This window comes from Bacillus sp. NMCC46 (assembly GCF_002998465.1).
In the GTDB taxonomy this organism is placed as follows: Bacteria; Bacillota; Bacilli; order Bacillales; family Bacillaceae; genus Bacillus.
On record NZ_PVQZ01000005.1, the window covers coordinates 1 to 17,037 of the forward strand.

The window sequence follows — 17,037 nt, forward strand, 5'->3', positions numbered from 1 at the left end:
ATCAGGTTGATAGGTCTGAGGTGGAAGCGTGGTGACACGTGGAGCTGACAGATACTAATAGATCGAGGACTTAACCTATATTCTAATGTGAAGCATGAACATTGTTATCTAGTTTTGAGAGAACATTCTCTCCATCAGGTTTGGTGGCGATAGCGAAGAGGTCACACCCGTTCCCATACCGAACACGGAAGTTAAGCTCTTCAGCGCCGATGGTAGTTGGGGGTCTCCCCCTGTGAGAGTAGGACGCCGCCAAGCTTGTCATATTTATATCATCGCGGGGTGGAGCAGTTCGGTAGCTCGTCGGGCTCATAACCCGAAGGTCGCAGGTTCAAATCCTGCCCCCGCAACCAAAATGGTCCGGTAGTTCAGTTGGTTAGAATGCCTGCCTGTCACGCAGGAGGTCGCGGGTTCGAGTCCCGTCCGGACCGCCATTTTTATGACTTGTAAACGAAAACGTATAGTTTCGTTTTTTTTTATGTCTTTTTCTTTTCGTACGTATCCAAGATGCAATGAATTGGTTTGTGTTTGGCTACACGTTATGTGAAAAGAAAAAGATAGATCACTTCAACCCAGCCTGGTTTTTTCATACCAGGCTTTCTTTATATCATTTTTAATTGGAATTGAAACTCATATTGGCTTACACTAATACTAATTATGTCTGACATCGTGTTTACTCAATCAATTGATTGCATGAAGGGGCTGCTTTTTATGGATGAATTTGATCTTATTCGCCGAATTACACCAAAAGAAACACATCAGCGTTCTTTGGTTATGGGCATCGGTGATGATGCAAGTGTTTATCAACCTCATTCACATTGTGAAGAGGTCGTTTGTGTTGATACAATGGTGGAGTATGTTCATTTTCGTTTTGATTTTTCCACACCTTTTGAGATTGGCTTTAAAGCACTAGCGGTCAATGTCAGTGATATTGCCGCAATGGGAGGAACCCCAAAGTATTATCTTGTATCGATTGCGATCCCCCCTCATGGTGATGAGACGATCGTCTCAGCTCTTTACGAGGGAATGAAAGCATTGGCTGACACCTATCATATGGATTTAATTGGTGGAGATACGGTCGCCACTCGCAGTGACTTTGTCATTACAGTGACGGTCATTGGCGAGGTTCCCAAGGGAACAGCTTGTTATCGTCACAGTGCTCAGACAGGAGACGTCGTCTTTGTCACAGGTGAGCTTGGTTCATCAGCTGCTGGCTTATCACTTTTAATGAACGAAGTAACCCCTACCAAGGCAGTCGACAAAGCCTTTTTTCTTGAGCGTCATAAAAAGCCTCAGCCTCACATTGCTGCTGGACATATTTGCTCAAGCTTCCCACGGGTCACCTTGAATGATGTGAGTGATGGATTAGCGAGTGAGCTGAATGAGATAGCCGAAGCGAGTCATGTGACGATTGAGATAGAAGCAAACAAGCTCCCCGCACATCCAGATTTACCAGTGCTGCGTAAAGACTGGCTGGAATGGGTGTTATTTGGCGGGGAAGACTTTGTATTAACTGGTACGATTCCAGAGGCTGATTGGGAAAGCTTTGACATGCAATGTAGAAAAGAAGACATTCAAGTCAAACGCATTGGACAAGTCAAAGGTGATCAAGCAGCAAGCGTTATATTAAAAGACAATGAACAGCAAACAATGTTAATGAAAAAAGGATATAATCATTTTAAGAAATGAGGTGACATAACTGTGAAATTAACATGGACGACAAAAGGTGCGGATGAGACGAAACGAATTGCCGCTGCTTTGGCCAAACTTGTGATGCCAGGCGATGTTTTGACATTAGAAGGGGATTTAGGTGCAGGCAAAACTACTTTTTCAAAAGGTTTTGCAGAAGGCTTAGGGATTACCCGTATCGTCAACAGCCCTACCTTTACGATTATTAAAGAATATACCGATGGCAGACTGCCACTTTATCATATGGACGTGTACCGCATGGAAGATGCGGAAGAAGATATTGGGCTCGAAGAATATTTTGAGGGCGAAGGTGTATGCTTGGTTGAGTGGGCACATCTCATTGGACCTCAATTGCCTTCCACCTATTTGAAAATAGAAATGCTGAGAACAGAACGTGAAGAAGAACGTCATCTCACGTTTAGTGCAAAAGGGGAACGCTATAAGACCCTTTGTAAGGAGATGAAAGAATTTGACCATACTGGCAATTGATACGTCTAACCATACACTAGGAATTGCCCTTGTAAAAGATTCCACAGTGATTGGTGAGAGCATCACGTATTTAAAAAAGAACCATTCCGTCCGAGCGATGCCGACTGTTGAGGCATTAATGAAAGAATGTGGTGTAGCGCCAAGTGAACTAAGTAAAATCGTTGTAGCGAAAGGACCTGGTTCCTACACTGGTGTCCGAATTGGTGTGACCATTGCAAAAACACTCGCGTGGACGCTGTCTATCCCGATATCGGCTGTTTCAAGTTTAGAAACACTTGCGGCAAATGGTCAATATTTTGATGGATGGATCTCGCCACTATTTGATGCGAGAAGAGGACAAGTTTATACTGGGCTATATACGTTTGAAGAAGGAAAAATCAAAGAGATCAAACCAGACCAAAATATCTTGCTCACGGATTGGCTTCATGAGCTGAAGCAGACAGGAAAGCCTGTCCTATTTCTTGGGCAGGATGTGCATCTTCATGAAGAGAGCATTCGCTCCATTTTAGGAGAAACTGCTGTGATAGCAGAGGGAGCTTTTCATAACCCAAGACCTTCAATGCTTGCGTTTTTAGGGACAGATCGTCCTGCTGAAGATGTTCATCAGCTTGTTCCTAACTATATTCGTTTGGCAGAAGCGGAAGTGAAATGGCTTGAAGGACAAAAATAATCTCAACATAACAGAGATTCGAAAAATGACGGTAGCGGACATTCCAGAGGTGTATACGATTGAAGTGCATTCGTTTACTGCACCTTGGAAAAAAGAATCATTTGTCTATGAGATTCTCCATAACCAGTACAGCCATTATTTCCTCATTGAAGAAGATAAACAGCCTGTTGGGTATTGCGGGGTCTGGATCGTCATGGACGATGCACAAATTACGAACATTGCGATTCTCCCTGAGCATAGAGGAAAGGGCTACGGGGAAGCATTGCTGCGATATGTCATGGAATTTTGCAAAGAAAAAAAGACAGATCATCTTTCTTTAGAGGTGCGGGTTTCGAATACACCTGCACAATCCCTTTATGAAAAGCTTGGTTTCAGACCAGCTTCTATTCGAAAGAATTATTATACGGATAATGGGGAAGATGCATTGGTCATGTGGGTGAATATAAATGAGTGAACAAACAGATCGATTCATATTAGGTATAGAGACAAGCTGTGATGAAACAGCTGCATCCATTGTAAAAAATGGGAAAGAAATTGTGGCGAATGTTGTGGCCTCGCAAATAGAAAGTCATAAACGATTTGGCGGTGTTGTACCAGAAATCGCTTCAAGACATCACGTGGAACAAGTTACCATCGTATTGGAAGAAGTGATGACACAGGCCAATATGAGCTTTCAGGATTTAGATGCCATTGCTGTCACAGAAGGACCGGGCTTAGTCGGTGCCCTTCTGATCGGTGTCAACGCAGCCAAGGCACTGAGCTTTGCTCATCAGATTCCTCTTGTTGGTGTACATCATATTGCTGGGCATATTTATGCAAACCAGCTTGTAGATGAATTACAGTTTCCATGTTTGGCTCTTGTTGTCTCTGGTGGACATACTGAGCTTGTGCTAATGAAGGAGCATGGATCTTTTGAGGTCATTGGAGAAACATTAGATGATGCGGCTGGAGAAGCCTACGATAAAGTGGCTCGGACGATGGGTCTCCCGTATCCAGGTGGACCTCATATTGATCGGTTAGCACATGAAGGAGAGCCAACGATTAAACTTCCTCGTGCATGGCTTGAAGAAGGTTCCTATCACTTTAGCTTTAGTGGATTAAAATCAGCTGTAATTAACACATTACACAATGCATCTCAAAAGGGAGAAACAATTGCTCCAGAGAATTTGGCAGCAAGTTTTCAAGCAAGCGTCATTGAGGTGCTTGTTGGGAAAACATTAAAAGCGGCTGAGGCCTATGGCGTAAAGCAGGTTGTCCTAGCTGGTGGAGTCGCTGCCAATAAAGGACTGAGAGAAGCTTTGACGACAGCATTCACAAAGCTACCTGACGTGAAGGTCATTATTCCGCCGTTATCTCTTTGCACAGACAATGCAGCCATGATCGCTGCTGCTGGAACCATTGCGTTTGAAAAGGGAATAAGAGGCGATATGGCGATGAATGGCCAGCCGGGCTTACCGCTTGTCTCATATGAATGAAAACTCCTGTGGATACACAGGTTTTTTTCATTTTCAATGAAAGCGATTTATTCACATGTAAACGTTATATATCCACAATTATTTGAAAATTTTGTTTTGAAATGAAGAGAATGTGTATAAAAAAGAATTTTTGTGTGGATATGTGATTAAAAACCTGTGAATAAAGTGGATAAGTCCAAAATTTTTAAGAATAACAAAGAAGTTTTTGTGGATATTAATGTGGATAATAAATTTCCACTGAAAGAAAAAAGAGCACCCATTTGGGCACTCTTTAAGATTCGGATAGCTCTTCCCACTCCTCGAAAAGTGATTCAAGCTCTTGATTAAGCGTATCATTTTCTGTTTGAATGTCTTGGACCTTCTCATGATTTTGGAAAATAGCAGGATCACATAGAAGCTCTTCATTTTCACCAAGTTTCTCTTCAATGACAGCAATCCGCTTTTCAATTTCCTCGATTCTGCGCTGCTTTTGTCTTTCTTTCTTTTTCAGTTCTTTTTCTTCCGCATAAGAAAGCTTTGCTGTTTCTACTGGCTTTGCTGCTTGTTTTTTAAGCGGTTCATTTTCTTGAAGCGCCTCAAGCTCTAATTGTTCATTTTTCTTTTCAAGGTAGTAGTCATAGTCACCAAGGTATTCTTTTGTTTCCGCTCGCGACAGCTCGAATACTTTCGTTGCTAGTCGATTAATAAAATAACGGTCATGCGAGACAAATAAGATGGTTCCTGGATAATCGATCAGCGCATTCTCTAAAATTTCCTTACTATCTAAGTCCAAATGGTTCGTAGGCTCATCAAGTATTAGGAAATTGGCTTTTTGAAGCATCAGCTTTGCCAGGGCAAGCCGGGCTTTTTCTCCACCGCTTAATGCATGAACGGGCTTTAAGACGTCATCACCAGAAAAAAGGAAATTCCCTAAACATGTCCGAATTTCTTTTTCATTCATATGAGGATAGTCATCCCAAAGCTCATTGAGCACTTTTTTGGATGATGTCAGTTTGGCTTGTTCTTGGTCATAGTAGCCGATCGTGACATGAGATCCAAAGGTGATGTCGCCTTTTACAGGCGTTAATGTGTTCGTTAACGTTTTTAAAAGGGTTGATTTCCCGATCCCGTTAGGACCAATGAGTGCCACGCTATCCTCACGTTTGATCTGAAAAGAAAGGGAGGATAGGAGTGGTGTTTTTTCATCATAACGAATGTCGAGATCATGTACCTTCAGCACATCATTGCCGCTTTGTCTCGTAATATCAAAATGAAAGTTTGCGGATTTTTCATCACCTAATGGCTTATCTAAACGATCCATCCGTTCCAGCTGCTTGCGTCTGCTCTGAGCGCGCTTTGTGGTTGAGGCTCTTGCCAGGTTGCGATCTACGAAGTCTTGGAGCTTTGAGATTTCTTCTTGCTGCTTTTCGTAGAGCTTCATATCACGCTCTAGCTGCTCAGCTTTCAGTTCAAGATACTTACTATAGTTGCCTGCGAACTTTTTCATGGCAGTTCTTGAGACTTCATACACATGGTTCACCACTTTGTCTAAGAAGTAGCGGTCATGGGACACGATCAGAATGGCGCCTGTATAATTTTGCAAATATTGCTCCAGCCATGATAAGGTATCAATATCTAAATGGTTGGTCGGCTCGTCCAGAATTAAGAGTTCTGGTTTCATTAATAAGAGCTTTCCAAGCGCTAGACGGGTTTTCTGGCCGCCGCTTAAGGATTGAACGGTTGTCTCATCTTCAAAGTGACTAAAGCCCAGCCCATGAAGAATGGAGCGGACATCTGCTTCGTATTGATAGCCGCCTTGATCTTTAAATTCCTGCTGCAGTCTGTCATAGGTTTTCATGAGGGAATCCAGCTCAGAACCTGTGGAGGAAGCCATTTTCTCCTCAATGATTCTCATCTCTTGTTCCATCCCTTTTAAATGATCAAAAACCGATAATAATTCGTCTTTTAACGTACGTGTAGATGTCACATCGGTATGCTGTGCTAAATAGCCGATCGATAGGTCTTTCGGTTTGATGATCTCACCTTGCTCGTAAGACAATTGACCGGCAATGATTTTCAAAAGGGTGGATTTGCCTGCGCCGTTACGACCTACAATGGCAATCCGATCCCTTGCTTTGACTTCTAATTTTATATTCGTTAAAACGGTATCAGCACCAAATGATTTGGACAGCTGATTCACTTGTAGAATCATCATGTAACTTCACCTCTGCTATAATATGTTAAGTGTAGCTTATCAGCAGTAAACCGGCAAATGTTACATACAATCGCCATATTCAAATGAAAGACAGATAGGAAAAAATAGTGTATCATTTGAGTGAGGGAGCGTTGAAAGATGAGTCAATTTAGCCACTTTAACGAACAGGGAAGAGCAAAGATGGTCGACATTAGTGACAAATCGTCTACAGTGAGAACCGCCGTTGCTGCTTCAAGCGTTCGTATGATAAAAGAAGTGTTTCATAAAATACAACAACGTGAAATTGGAAAAGGGGATGTGCTGTCTGTTGCACAGGTTGCTGGCATCATGGCAGCAAAGCAAACATCTACCATCATTCCAATGTGTCATCCGCTTGCACTAAAAGGCGTGGATATCTCCTTTGATTGGGAGGAAGACGGAAATGCGCACATTCTGAACATACAAGTACAGGTGAAAACAAAAGGAAGTACGGGTGTGGAGATGGAAGCGCTCACTTCTGCTTCAGTATGTGCACTGACCGTTTACGACATGTGCAAAGCGATTGATAAAGGCATGATCATCGGTCCTACCTATTTAATTGAAAAGAAAGGCGGGAAAAACGGTGATTTTCACAGAGCATCTGATATTTAAGTTGGAGGACCTTATATGAATATAGATCAGTCAAAAATTCCACAAGCGACAGCCAAACGTTTGCCGCTATATTACCGTTTTTTAAAAAATCTGCATGCATCAGGAAAACAAAGGGTGTCATCGGCAGAGCTTAGTGATGCAGTCAAAGTGGATTCTGCCACCATTCGCCGAGATTTTTCGTACTTTGGTGCACTCGGGAAGAAAGGGTATGGCTATAATGTCGATTACCTCTTGACCTTCTTCAGAAAGACACTTGACCAAGATGAAATGACCAATGTCATGCTCATCGGTGTCGGGAATTTAGGGACTGCTTTTCTACACTATAATTTCATCAAAAATAATAATACAAAAATTTCAATGGCTTTTGACGTCAATGAGAGTAAAATAGGAAGTGAGATAGGCGGCGTGCCTGTCTATGATTTGGATAAGCTTGAAGAGCATGTTCAAGAGGTAGGAGATATTCCTGTTGCCATTTTGACAGTACCTGCCGTAGCAGCTCAATCCATTACAGATCGTTTGATTGCCCTTGGCATCAAAGGAATCCTTAACTTTACGCCGGCTCGATTGAATGTGCCGGAACACATTCGAATTCATCATATAGATTTGGCGGTTGAACTTCAGTCTCTTGTGTATTTCTTAAAGCATTACTCTGTTACACAGGAGGATTGACGAAAAGGGGTAAAGGGGGTGGAGCAAATGGGTCCGATCGGTCCTGGAAGTTTGGTTCTGATTGCGATTGTTGCGCTCATTATTTTTGGGCCGAAAAAGCTTCCTGAATTAGGAAGAGCAGCAGGAGATACATTACGTGAATTCAAAAATGCCACAAAAGGTTTAGCTGATGATCAGGAAGAAAAAAAGAAAAAAGAAGATCAGTAGAATAGGATGAGCTTCATGAATGTCAAAGATATGCCGCTTATGGAGCATATTGTGGAACTGCGAAAACGTTTAGTGATCATTGCGATGTTTTTTGTCGCCTTTATGGTGGCTGGTTTTTTTCTTGCTAAGCCGGTCATTGTGTATTTACAAAATACCGATGAAGCGGCCACACTGACACTGAATGCATTTAAGCTCACAGATCCGCTGTACGTGTTTATGCAGTTCGCATTTGTCATTGCTTTGGTTTTGACGTGTCCCGTGATTTTATATCAGCTTTGGGCGTTTGTCAGCCCCGGCTTATATGAAAAAGAGAGAAAGGTGACACTTGCTTATATTCCGATTGCACTGCTTTTATTTTTGAGCGGTGTGGCTTTCTCTTATTTTATTTTGTTTCCGTTTGTCGTTGATTTTATGATGCGGATGTCGAATGATTTAAATGTAGAGCAAGTCATTGGGATTCATGAGTATTTTACATTTCTGATGCAGTTAACACTTCCATTTGGCTTTTTGTTTCAGATGCCCGTTGTGTTGATGTTTCTCACAAGACTTGGCATCATCACACCGATGTTTTTATCAAAAATACGGAAGTATGCCTATTTTGTCCTCCTTGTCATTGCCGCACTCATTACACCGCCAGAGCTTGTTTCTCACCTCATGGTCACCTTGCCGATGCTCGTTTTGTATGAAGTGAGTATTGTCATTTCAAGAGTGACCTATCGCAAAATGCAGCAAACAGAGACAGAGGAGAAAAAAAATTATGATGTCTCATAAAAAAGCATCGTGATCCGAATAAGGGTCACGATGCTTTTTCTATTGTAAAAGGAATTGATTGATCGCTTGAAATAGATGCTGATAATAGGCAGGCTCATGCGCTACAAAATCTTGTATACAGACTACTCTGCTTTCTTCACATCGTTCTCCGGATTCATCAACTTCAAAGCCATCAAGCTGCATGTTTTCACATTTTCTTGTGAAAAGCTGCTGTGCATCCATTAGCTTTGCTCTGTAAAGTCCAGCGACTTCTTCTTTTTGTAATTGAATGTTCATCTGCTCTTCTTGATGGACGTAAAGATAGACATGGCAAAATTCACGATCAGTAAAATCGGGTAGATGAATTTCATCCTGTATAACACCTGCAAAGGATAGATCTTCAAAAGGGACAGTAAGACCAAGCTCTTCTTCTACCTCTCTCATACCGTCAGAAGGCTGTTCATTTGCAAGAAGGTGGCCTGCTGCTGTGATATCAAACAGAGCAGGAAAATCTTTTTTTGCGGGGCTTCTTAGCTGAAAATAGAGATACACGGTGTCATGTTCCTTTTTGAGAAGCCAGAAATGAAAGGTTTCATGCCAAAGACCTTGGGCGTGGACATCTGAACGGGGTGCAACTCCAATCGCTTCATGCTGCTCATTTAAGATGTTCAGTTTTTCTTGTTTCATGAAAACTTGTCCTCCATAAAAAAACCATTTTCCAGAGATTAGAAAATGGTTTTTGATTTATTTTTGCTGCTGTTTTTTGAGTTTGACAGAGAAGGCAAACATTTTAAACGCGATATTGATATTATAGGCCGCAAACACCATCAGCAAAATGCTGTAAAATGACCACATGTCACCTGGATTTTGAATGGCCATATAGGTGAAAGCAACACCTACGGCAAAATAAATGACGCCCCATACGACAGGGTTTCTCATGAGAAAAAGCCTCCAATAATCATTTGCATTGTTTGAGATTGTTCTTCAATCATTTTTCTTACTGGCTCAATCTGCACAAGAATGACGAGCGAGTTCATCAGCATATGTGCACCGATTGGAACGATGATACGTTTTGTTTTCGCATATAAAAAGGCAAATGTAAAGCCCATTGCGGTATAGAGAAAGAAGTGGTCAAAATCAGAGTGTGCAGCAGCGAAAAATACTGAACTAACAAGTGCCGCAATAAAAAAATTCGACCTTTCATAAATTACACCAAAAACGATTTTTCGGAAAATAATCTCCTCAAGTATCGGTCCAATTAGTGCAATAATAACAACCAGAAAAGGAAAAGCATCCATAATAGATAAGATATTTTGCGTGTTTTCTGACTCACGTCCAATGCCGAATGCATATTGTTCAATCATTCCTACAATCGATTGGGTGAGAAGCGAAAGAAAGAAACCGCCAATGATCCAAGCGATTGCCGCGCCGACTGAAGCCGGTGCTTCATTTCGAAGTGAAGCTTTTGGCACAGTCCGAAGGATGAGCAGAATAATGATTAGTCCAATACAGAAGCTAATGATTGTCCATGTTCCTGACAATTTAGAGAGCTCTGCTTGTGTCATCGGTGTTTGAATGAATCCTAACCATTTCATAATGATCACATAAGGAATTGCAGAAACCTGTACCAATATATACGTTAAGATGATGTACCAATATTGTTTTTTCAAGTAACGAAAACCCCTTTACTAAAAGAACTAGATTTATTGTAACACAAGTCTTCTTCTTCGATGAAAAGGAAAGAATCTGAGTTGAAAAAAGATCATGAAAGCGTAAAAATTTTTAAAGGTTTTTACTTGAAATTACAGAAGACATTCTTTATTATAATAAATGTGTTAGCACTCACTAGTGATGAGTGCTAAAAAAGACTACATATAAAAATTGAGGAGGTTGTTTCTTATGTTAAAGCCATTAGGCGATCGCGTAATCATTGAACTCGTTGAATCTGAGGAAAAAACCGCTAGCGGTATTGTGTTACCGGATTCTGCAAAAGAAAAACCGCAAGAAGGTAAAATTGTTGCAGCAGGTTCAGGCCGTGTACTTGAAAGTGGTGAGCGCGTTGCGTTAGAAGTAAACACAGGCGACCGCATTATCTTCTCAAAATATGCAGGCACTGAAGTGAAATATGAAGGCAAAGAATATTTAATTCTTCGTGAGAGCGACATTTTAGCTGTTATTGGTTAATCACATAAAAAAACATTGAGATATATTTCTAAAAAGACTGAGGAGGTTTCGTTATAATGGCAAAAGATATTAAGTTCAGTGAAGAAGCACGTCGTGCGATGTTACGTGGTGTAGATGCACTTGCAGATGCTGTAAAAGTAACTTTAGGACCTAAAGGACGTAACGTGGTTCTTGAGAAAAAATTCGGTTCTCCACTTATCACAAATGATGGTGTAACGATTGCAAAAGAAATCGAATTAGAAGATGCATTTGAAAACATGGGTGCAAAACTTGTGGCTGAAGTTGCAAGCAAAACAAACGACGTAGCTGGTGATGGTACAACAACTGCAACGGTTCTAGCTCAGGCAATGATCCGTGAAGGTCTTAAAAACGTAACAGCTGGTGCAAACCCTGTTGGCGTTCGTAAAGGGATCGAAGAAGCAGTGAAAGTAGCACTTGAAGGCTTGCACGAGATTTCTAAACCAATCGAAGGCAAAGAATCAATTGCTCAAGTTGCGTCTATTTCTGCAGCAGATGAAGAAGTAGGCAGCCTAATCGCTGAAGCAATGGAGCGTGTAGGTAACGACGGCGTTATCACAATCGAAGAATCTAAAGGGTTCACAACTGAGCTTGAAGTGGTTGAAGGAATGCAATTTGACCGCGGATATGCTTCACCATACATGGTGACTGATTCTGATAAGATGGAAGCGGTTCTTGAAAATCCTTACATCTTAATCACTGATAAAAAGATCACAAACATTCAAGAAATCCTTCCTGTACTTGAGCAAGTTGTACAACAAGGAAAACCATTGTTGATCATTGCTGAAGATGTAGAAGGCGAAGCACTTGCAACACTTGTTGTGAACAAACTTCGTGGAACATTCAACGCAGTGGCAGTCAAAGCACCTGGATTCGGTGACCGTCGTAAAGCAATGCTTGAAGACATCTCTGTTCTAACTGGCGGAGAGTTAATCACAGAAGACCTAGGACTTGACCTGAAATCAACTGAAATCGGTCAGCTTGGCCGCGCGTCTAAAGTTGTTGTGACAAAAGAAAACACAACCATCGTAGAAGGTTCAGGAGATTCTGCTCAAATCGCAGCACGCGTCAACCAAATCCGTGCGCAAGTAGAAGAAACAACTTCTGAATTCGATAAAGAAAAATTACAAGAACGTCTTGCAAAACTAGCTGGCGGCGTCGCTGTCATCAAAGTTGGGGCTGCAACGGAAACAGAACTAAAAGAGCGCAAACTACGCATCGAGGATGCACTGAACTCAACTCGTGCAGCAGTTGAAGAAGGTATCGTATCCGGTGGTGGTACAGCACTTGTGAATGTATACAAAAAAGTCGCTTCAATCGAAGCAGATGGTGACGTTCAAACAGGTGTAAACATCGTTCTACGTTCTCTTGAAGAGCCAATCCGTCAAATCGCTCACAACGCAGGTCTTGAAGGATCAGTCATCGTTGAGCGCTTGAAAAACGAAGAAATTGGCGTAGGCTTCAACGCAGCAACAAACGAATGGGTAAACATGATCGAAAAAGGAATCGTTGACCCAACAAAAGTAACTCGCTCTGCACTTCAAAACGCAGCTTCTGTTGCAGCAATGCTTCTAACAACTGAAGCAGTCGTTGCTGACAAACCAGAAGAAGGCGGCTCAGGCGGCGGAATGCCGGATATGGGCGGCATGGGTGGTATGGGCGGCATGATGTAATCAGGGTTTCAAAACCTTGTTATATCAACGTCTGAAATAATAATATGCTTTTCTTGTCGTCGTATTTGTCCTTGTGTTATTAAACACAAGGCAACCTGTGACAAATAAGCTAACTATAGAAGAAGGCCTTTCATCAGTTTGCAAAACTGTTGGGAGGCCTTTTCTTCCATATTAACAGTCATATGAGCATAGATATTCCTTGTAGTATGACTAATCTTATGTCCACTATGCTATTGTTTTTCATTAATGACGATTCGACCTCAAGCAGTATGGTATGACCAACCTTGTTGATTAAATGGAACCTCGGAACGGGCCCGACTTTATGCTGCAATTGCAAGGACTATAATAGAGAAAGGTTACTCTCGAAGTTTTTACCACTGGTTAGTTGCTATCAATGTTTAAAGAACCTATAGTAATAGGAGCTTTTAAATCTGAGGAAGATATTTTTAGGTATATTAAAGGAATTGATCTTCTAGTGCTGATGATGTTGGCTCAGAGGCAATCGATGGGAATGGCAAAATATAGTGACTGTAAAGAGAGTGAAGGAGAGTTTTCAATTTGTAGAAAGTTTAAAGCTTAGCAAGAAAAGAGTAAACCCTAAAGGTCTACTCTTTAATGTTTAATCATCTTATGATTAGCAATCTTCTGCTTTGCTATGATGAAGAGGTGGTGGAATTAACCATCCTTTTTCTTTGTTAAGTCTAAGGACTTTTGCTCCAAGTGCTGTCTTTTGAACATGAAACTGTCCAAACATCATAGCTATGTCTTCTCGAATGGATTGCCCCATAATTGTGCTACACGATACTAAGCCTGCCGCAATGTTCGCCGAAAGACCAGCGGCTATTTCTGGATCTTGAAAACGTGCCCCTACTGGAATATCGTCTATACAAGCTTTAGGTCGTTCAGGAGGTGTTGGAGGTAAGCCAATTCCATTTTCTTTTAATAAAGTTTCAATTTCTTTGATTTCTTGTTGCCCACCCTGAATAGCTTCTTCAATTAATTTTTGTAAGTCTTCGTCACCTGCATGGTTTAAGTGGGTTTGATAACCAGCAACTAAACCTTTAGCTACCATCAAGTAAGACCATGTACCAAACACTTCACCATAGTGCATAGGTTCATCCGTTGGATTTCCACTTAAAATTCCCATTGTCATCCTCCCTAATTGTAAAATATTCATTAAGCGACCTTCCTTTCTTGACGATTGGTCACCTTTTTATAGTTCCTAAATTAAACCATTATATTCATCATTTTAATGATGGTTGTTAAAGGTAAAATTCTAATTTTAATCTATGTGGACTCTAACGAATAATGGCTAATAAAACTGGAGAGATTATGTTATAAAAAGAGCGGTTGCATAAAGGGAAATTATCTTCTAGCAACGAATATATATGATAAAATGTAGTGGCATATTATGAGGCTCTCTTCTTCTTTTTCCCATTGCCTAACCACCTTCGTTCGCGATGATCAGAGATCGTTATTTTTTGTAACGATTACCACTATTAAAGAAACGAGCGAAATAAAGAAAATGAAAAAAACACTTTCTCAATGAAGGTGTTTTTTTATTGTGTTTACAACAAAAATAAACTATAATGTTGTTATGTTTTATGTTGTAAATGCAACAAAAGGAGTCGTGATAAATGAGAGAGATTTTGCGAGAGATTGGCGTCATCGCTCGGGCGCTTGATTCTATAAGTAATATTGAATTTAAAGAGTACGATTTAACGAAGGGGCAGTATTTGTATCTTGTGCGTATCTGTGAAGAGCCTGGCATCATTCAGGAAAAGCTGGCGGAAATGATCAAGGTGGATCGAACAACGGCTGCTCGTGCTATCAAAAAATTAGAACTGCATGGTTTTATTGAGAAGAAAGATGATCGAGTGAATAAAAAAATCAAAAAGCTGTTTCCCACTGATAAAGGGGAAGCGGTATATCCAATGATCAAACGAGAAAATGATTATTCGAATCAAGTAGCGCTGGATGGATTTTCTGAAGAGGAAGCAGAACAGATATATGAGTATCTTCTAAGGGTGAGAAAAAATATCGAAAAAGATTGGGATTATGTGAAAAAAGGAAATAAGAGACGCTACTAAATGATAAGGAGAGATGACTTCAATGACCGTCACTTTTATTCCATGTAATGAACAGCATATAGAAGAGCTGCAAAAAGTCGGTATCGACACATTTATAGAAACCTTTCAGAATCAAAACAAAGCGGAACATATCGATGCTTACGTAAAGACAGCCTTTCATCCGAACCAGCTGTTAAAAGAATTACATCATCCATCTTCACAGTTCTATTTTGTTCAAGTGAATGGCAAAGTTGCTGGTTATTTGAAGGTCAATATGGATGATGCGCAGTCAGAAGAGATGGGAAGTGAAGCGTTAGAGATTGAAAGAATTTATATTAAGCAGTCCTTTCAAAAACAAGGATTAGGCCGATATTTAATCAATCAAGCCTTTGAGATCGCGAAGAAATATCATAAACGTGATGTTTGGCTTGGGGTGTGGGAGCACAACAAAGCGGCCATCGCATTTTATCAAAAGCTTGGGTTTGTTCAAACAGGGGTGCACGCATTCCTTATGGGAGACGAAGAACAATTGGACTTCATTATGACCAAAACACTTAGCTGAATCAATAAGGGGGAAGGGAATATGCATATTCCATCTTTTTTTCAAGTGAAAGATATGGAAGAAGTAAAAGCATTTATTCAATTACATTCATTTGCAACAGTTGTGACCACAACGGATGAAAAACCCATTGCGACACATATTCCAGTGAGTTTTCATCAAGTTGAAGATTCGTATGTGATTACAGGGCATATGGCGATTGGAAATCCTCAGTGGAAAACGTTTGAAGAAAATGAGAAGGTGCTCGTCATCTTTCAAGGACCACATGCCTATATATCCTCTTCATGGTATGAAAAAGAAGCCGTACCGACATGGAATTATCAGGCTGTCCATGTATATGGAAAGGCTGTGCTGTTAGAAAAAGGGGAACTGGTAAAAGAATTAACCACGATGCTGGAAACATACGAAAGCCACAGAGAACAGCCTGTTTTATGGGATACATTGTCTGATGAACTGTTAGAGAAACAAATGAAAGGGATTGTGGGCTTTAAAATCATCATTGATGAAGTTCAGGCTGCTTTTAAACTAAGCCAAAATCGCCATGAAAGGGATTATGCTCACATCATTGAAAAGTTGGAAGCAGAGGGTGACGTGGAAATGGCTGAGGCGATGAAAAAGAGAGTAAAGGATGTATGAGAAAAGCACTCTTATGATCAAGAGTGCTTTTTTTTGTTTTGAGAGAAATGAGATATCTTGGCTTATAATGTCACATTTTCTTTAAAATTACATAAAAAAATCCACTATTTCCATAAAAAATCAGATCAATTCCTTATAATAAAGGTATCTGAGAATGGGGAGTGAGTCGAGATGGACCAAAACTTGCTGCAAATGAATCAAGTGAGATCAGAGGATGAATTAGCGGTTGTTAATATATCTTCTACAGAAATTGGGGCGCTGTCAAAGGAAGCGGCTGAGCGGATTTTACAAACGAAGGATACGGATGATATTCATTTACTGATGTATGTCCCGATTGAAAAGAAAGCAGATTTGATTTGGTTGATTGAAAGTGTTGGACAGGCGTTAGAAGATGAGGATGAAGATAACGTTGCACTTGAATTTGCTGATTTGCTCTATTTCTTTGTCATTCCATTTTATAAGGAGTATATTTTGAGGGAACATCATTTGTATGAGTGTATAGATGATTTGTTGGTACGATTAGCATCAAGGACTCACTCAGATATTCACACACTAGTTGATGCGATGAGAGACGATTTGACTGAATAAACATGAAAAAAGGCTTGTAGAGAGGTCCTCTACAAGCTTTTTTCATCGTAAAAAACCATAAATTACTGGGCTCTTTCCCACGTGATTTTTGTTTCATTTGTTTTTTTCTTTCCTTTTGCCAGTACTTTGCCGTTTTCTTGTTTCACGGTGATGTTTAGGTCGTAAAAGGAATAGAGGGCGCCAAGGCTGTCATTTTCTGGTTTGTGCAGGTTGTTTTCTTTTTCAGTTGATGCCCCAATGGCCAGCGTCTTGGCAAAGTTTAAACCGATGACTTCAGCGTAATCACTATTGGTATCAGATGAAGCGGTCACGTTTAAAGAAATGACTTTTTTCTTTTGATCAACGGTGATGTCAGTATCTTTTATGAGTTTAGACTGCTCCATGACTTCTTTCGTTTCATTTTGAATGCGGTCATTAATCGTTGGAAGTGCCTTAGATTCTGTTTTTTGTTCTTTCGTCGTATTCGAGCAAGCTGCTAGAATGAAGAGACTTGCAACTAGGCTCATGAAAACAAGTAGACTTTTTCTCACGTTCGTTCTC

21 protein-coding genes, 2 tRNA genes and 1 rRNA gene are annotated in these 17,037 nt (G+C 40.6%); 18 read left to right on the top strand and 6 right to left on the bottom strand.

Going from position 1 to position 17,037, the window contains the following annotated elements; all coding sequences use genetic code 11:
• The first annotated feature begins 139 nt into the window (after nucleotides 1-139).
• The 8 genes from rrf to tsaD all read left to right on the top strand — a co-directional run bounded on the left by rrf (nucleotide 140) and on the right by tsaD (nucleotide 4,320).
• Nucleotides 140-255 (top strand): 5S ribosomal RNA (rrf, locus tag C6Y01_RS14080).
• Nucleotides 256-273: 18 nt separating this feature from the next.
• Nucleotides 274-350: transfer RNA gene (locus C6Y01_RS14085), tRNA-Met, on the top strand.
• A gap of 4 nt (nucleotides 351-354) precedes the next feature.
• Nucleotides 355-431: transfer RNA gene (locus C6Y01_RS14090), tRNA-Asp, on the top strand.
• 277 nt (nucleotides 432-708) lie between these two features.
• On the top strand, nucleotides 709-1,686 hold the full coding sequence (gene thiL / locus C6Y01_RS14095; RefSeq protein WP_106038356.1) for a thiamine-phosphate kinase: 978 nt from the start codon (nucleotides 709-711) through the stop codon (nucleotides 1,684-1,686).
• A gap of 12 nt (nucleotides 1,687-1,698) precedes the next feature.
• Entirely contained in the window at nucleotides 1,699-2,175 is a 477-nt protein-coding gene (gene tsaE, locus C6Y01_RS14100; RefSeq protein ID WP_106031432.1) for a tRNA (adenosine(37)-N6)-threonylcarbamoyltransferase complex ATPase subunit type 1 TsaE, read from the top strand.
• The gene (gene tsaB, locus C6Y01_RS14105) at nucleotides 2,156-2,845 is read left to right on the top strand and encodes a tRNA (adenosine(37)-N6)-threonylcarbamoyltransferase complex dimerization subunit type 1 TsaB (protein WP_034664907.1); all 690 of its coding nucleotides are present in this window, start codon (nucleotides 2,156-2,158) and stop codon (nucleotides 2,843-2,845) included. Before tsaE ends, tsaB begins: the two co-directional genes overlap by 20 nt.
• Before the next feature lie 25 nt (nucleotides 2,846-2,870).
• The gene (gene rimI, locus C6Y01_RS14110; RefSeq protein WP_024424460.1) at nucleotides 2,871-3,299 is read left to right on the top strand and encodes a ribosomal protein S18-alanine N-acetyltransferase; all 429 of its coding nucleotides are present in this window, start codon (nucleotides 2,871-2,873) and stop codon (nucleotides 3,297-3,299) included.
• On the top strand, nucleotides 3,292-4,320 hold the full coding sequence (gene tsaD, locus C6Y01_RS14115) for a tRNA (adenosine(37)-N6)-threonylcarbamoyltransferase complex transferase subunit TsaD (protein WP_034664904.1): 1,029 nt from the start codon (nucleotides 3,292-3,294) through the stop codon (nucleotides 4,318-4,320). The genes rimI and tsaD overlap by 8 nt, the downstream gene beginning before the upstream one ends.
• A 271-nt stretch (nucleotides 4,321-4,591) precedes the next feature.
• Here the strand turns inward: tsaD and C6Y01_RS14120 are convergent, their stop codons facing one another.
• Nucleotides 4,592-6,514 (bottom strand): ABC transporter ATP-binding protein, encoded by a 1,923-nt coding sequence (locus C6Y01_RS14120; RefSeq protein WP_106038357.1) that lies wholly within the window; start codon nucleotides 6,512-6,514, stop codon nucleotides 4,592-4,594.
• A gap of 138 nt (nucleotides 6,515-6,652) precedes the next feature.
• Here C6Y01_RS14120 and moaC point away from each other — a divergent pair, with 138 nt between their 5' ends.
• The 4 genes from moaC to tatC are packed head-to-tail and all read left to right on the top strand — an operon-like array spanning nucleotide 6,653 to nucleotide 8,791.
• Nucleotides 6,653-7,144, top strand: coding sequence for a cyclic pyranopterin monophosphate synthase MoaC (gene moaC / locus C6Y01_RS14125; protein ID WP_106038358.1), 492 nt, complete (start codon nucleotides 6,653-6,655; stop codon nucleotides 7,142-7,144).
• A 15-nt stretch (nucleotides 7,145-7,159) separates the two neighbouring features.
• Entirely contained in the window at nucleotides 7,160-7,813 is a 654-nt protein-coding gene (locus C6Y01_RS14130) for a redox-sensing transcriptional repressor Rex (RefSeq protein WP_008355687.1), read from the top strand.
• Nucleotides 7,814-7,840: 27 nt separating this feature from the next.
• On the top strand, nucleotides 7,841-8,020 hold the full coding sequence (locus C6Y01_RS14135; protein WP_003214302.1) for a twin-arginine translocase TatA/TatE family subunit: 180 nt from the start codon (nucleotides 7,841-7,843) through the stop codon (nucleotides 8,018-8,020).
• Nucleotides 8,021-8,026: 6 nt separating this feature from the next.
• Nucleotides 8,027-8,791: a twin-arginine translocase subunit TatC gene (gene tatC / locus C6Y01_RS14140; RefSeq protein ID WP_034666769.1), complete on the top strand. Its 765-nt coding sequence runs from the start codon at nucleotides 8,027-8,029 to the stop codon at nucleotides 8,789-8,791.
• 39 nt (nucleotides 8,792-8,830) lie between these two features.
• Here the strand turns inward: tatC and C6Y01_RS14145 are convergent, their stop codons facing one another.
• The 3 genes from C6Y01_RS14145 to C6Y01_RS14155 are packed head-to-tail and all read right to left on the bottom strand — an operon-like array spanning nucleotide 8,831 to nucleotide 10,440.
• Nucleotides 8,831-9,457 (bottom strand): NUDIX hydrolase, encoded by a 627-nt coding sequence (locus tag C6Y01_RS14145; RefSeq protein ID WP_106038359.1) that lies wholly within the window; start codon nucleotides 9,455-9,457, stop codon nucleotides 8,831-8,833.
• A 57-nt stretch (nucleotides 9,458-9,514) separates the two neighbouring features.
• Nucleotides 9,515-9,709, bottom strand: coding sequence for a YdiK family protein (locus C6Y01_RS14150; protein WP_034664886.1), 195 nt, complete (start codon nucleotides 9,707-9,709; stop codon nucleotides 9,515-9,517).
• Nucleotides 9,706-10,440 (bottom strand): CPBP family intramembrane glutamic endopeptidase, encoded by a 735-nt coding sequence (locus C6Y01_RS14155; RefSeq protein ID WP_106038360.1) that lies wholly within the window; start codon nucleotides 10,438-10,440, stop codon nucleotides 9,706-9,708. Before C6Y01_RS14155 ends, C6Y01_RS14150 begins: the two co-directional genes overlap by 4 nt.
• 229 nt (nucleotides 10,441-10,669) lie before the next feature.
• Between C6Y01_RS14155 and groES the strand changes: the two genes are divergently transcribed.
• Both groES and groL read left to right on the top strand, forming a co-directional pair.
• The gene (gene groES, locus C6Y01_RS14160; protein ID WP_003214120.1) at nucleotides 10,670-10,954 is read left to right on the top strand and encodes a co-chaperone GroES; all 285 of its coding nucleotides are present in this window, start codon (nucleotides 10,670-10,672) and stop codon (nucleotides 10,952-10,954) included.
• Between the two features lie 56 nt (nucleotides 10,955-11,010).
• The gene (gene groL / locus C6Y01_RS14165) at nucleotides 11,011-12,645 is read left to right on the top strand and encodes a chaperonin GroEL (protein ID WP_034320371.1); all 1,635 of its coding nucleotides are present in this window, start codon (nucleotides 11,011-11,013) and stop codon (nucleotides 12,643-12,645) included.
• A gap of 634 nt (nucleotides 12,646-13,279) precedes the next feature.
• Here groL and C6Y01_RS14180 read toward each other — a convergent pair.
• Nucleotides 13,280-13,792, bottom strand: a complete 513-nt coding sequence (locus C6Y01_RS14180; protein ID WP_034664874.1) for a DUF3231 family protein — start codon at nucleotides 13,790-13,792, stop codon at nucleotides 13,280-13,282.
• Between the two features lie 490 nt (nucleotides 13,793-14,282).
• On the opposite strand from C6Y01_RS14180, the gene C6Y01_RS14185 reads away from it, so the two are divergent.
• From C6Y01_RS14185 to C6Y01_RS14200, 4 genes are all read left to right on the top strand, one after another.
• Nucleotides 14,283-14,735 (top strand): MarR family winged helix-turn-helix transcriptional regulator, encoded by a 453-nt coding sequence (locus tag C6Y01_RS14185; RefSeq protein WP_034664870.1) that lies wholly within the window; start codon nucleotides 14,283-14,285, stop codon nucleotides 14,733-14,735.
• 22 nt (nucleotides 14,736-14,757) lie between these two features.
• Complete coding sequence (gene paiA / locus C6Y01_RS14190; RefSeq protein ID WP_106038361.1) at nucleotides 14,758-15,276, top strand: spermidine/spermine N(1)-acetyltransferase; 519 nt, start codon at nucleotides 14,758-14,760, stop codon at nucleotides 15,274-15,276.
• Between the two features lie 21 nt (nucleotides 15,277-15,297).
• A complete protein-coding gene (locus C6Y01_RS14195) occupies nucleotides 15,298-15,909 on the top strand; it encodes an FMN-binding negative transcriptional regulator (protein ID WP_106037234.1) in 612 nt (203 codons plus the stop codon).
• 171 nt (nucleotides 15,910-16,080) lie between these two features.
• The gene (locus tag C6Y01_RS14200; RefSeq protein WP_034664855.1) at nucleotides 16,081-16,497 is read left to right on the top strand and encodes a hypothetical protein; all 417 of its coding nucleotides are present in this window, start codon (nucleotides 16,081-16,083) and stop codon (nucleotides 16,495-16,497) included.
• A gap of 62 nt (nucleotides 16,498-16,559) precedes the next feature.
• Here C6Y01_RS14200 and C6Y01_RS14205 read toward each other — a convergent pair whose 3' ends face one another.
• Entirely contained in the window at nucleotides 16,560-17,027 is a 468-nt protein-coding gene (locus C6Y01_RS14205; protein ID WP_034664852.1) for a hypothetical protein, read from the bottom strand.
• Between the last annotated feature and the right edge of the window lie 10 nt (nucleotides 17,028-17,037).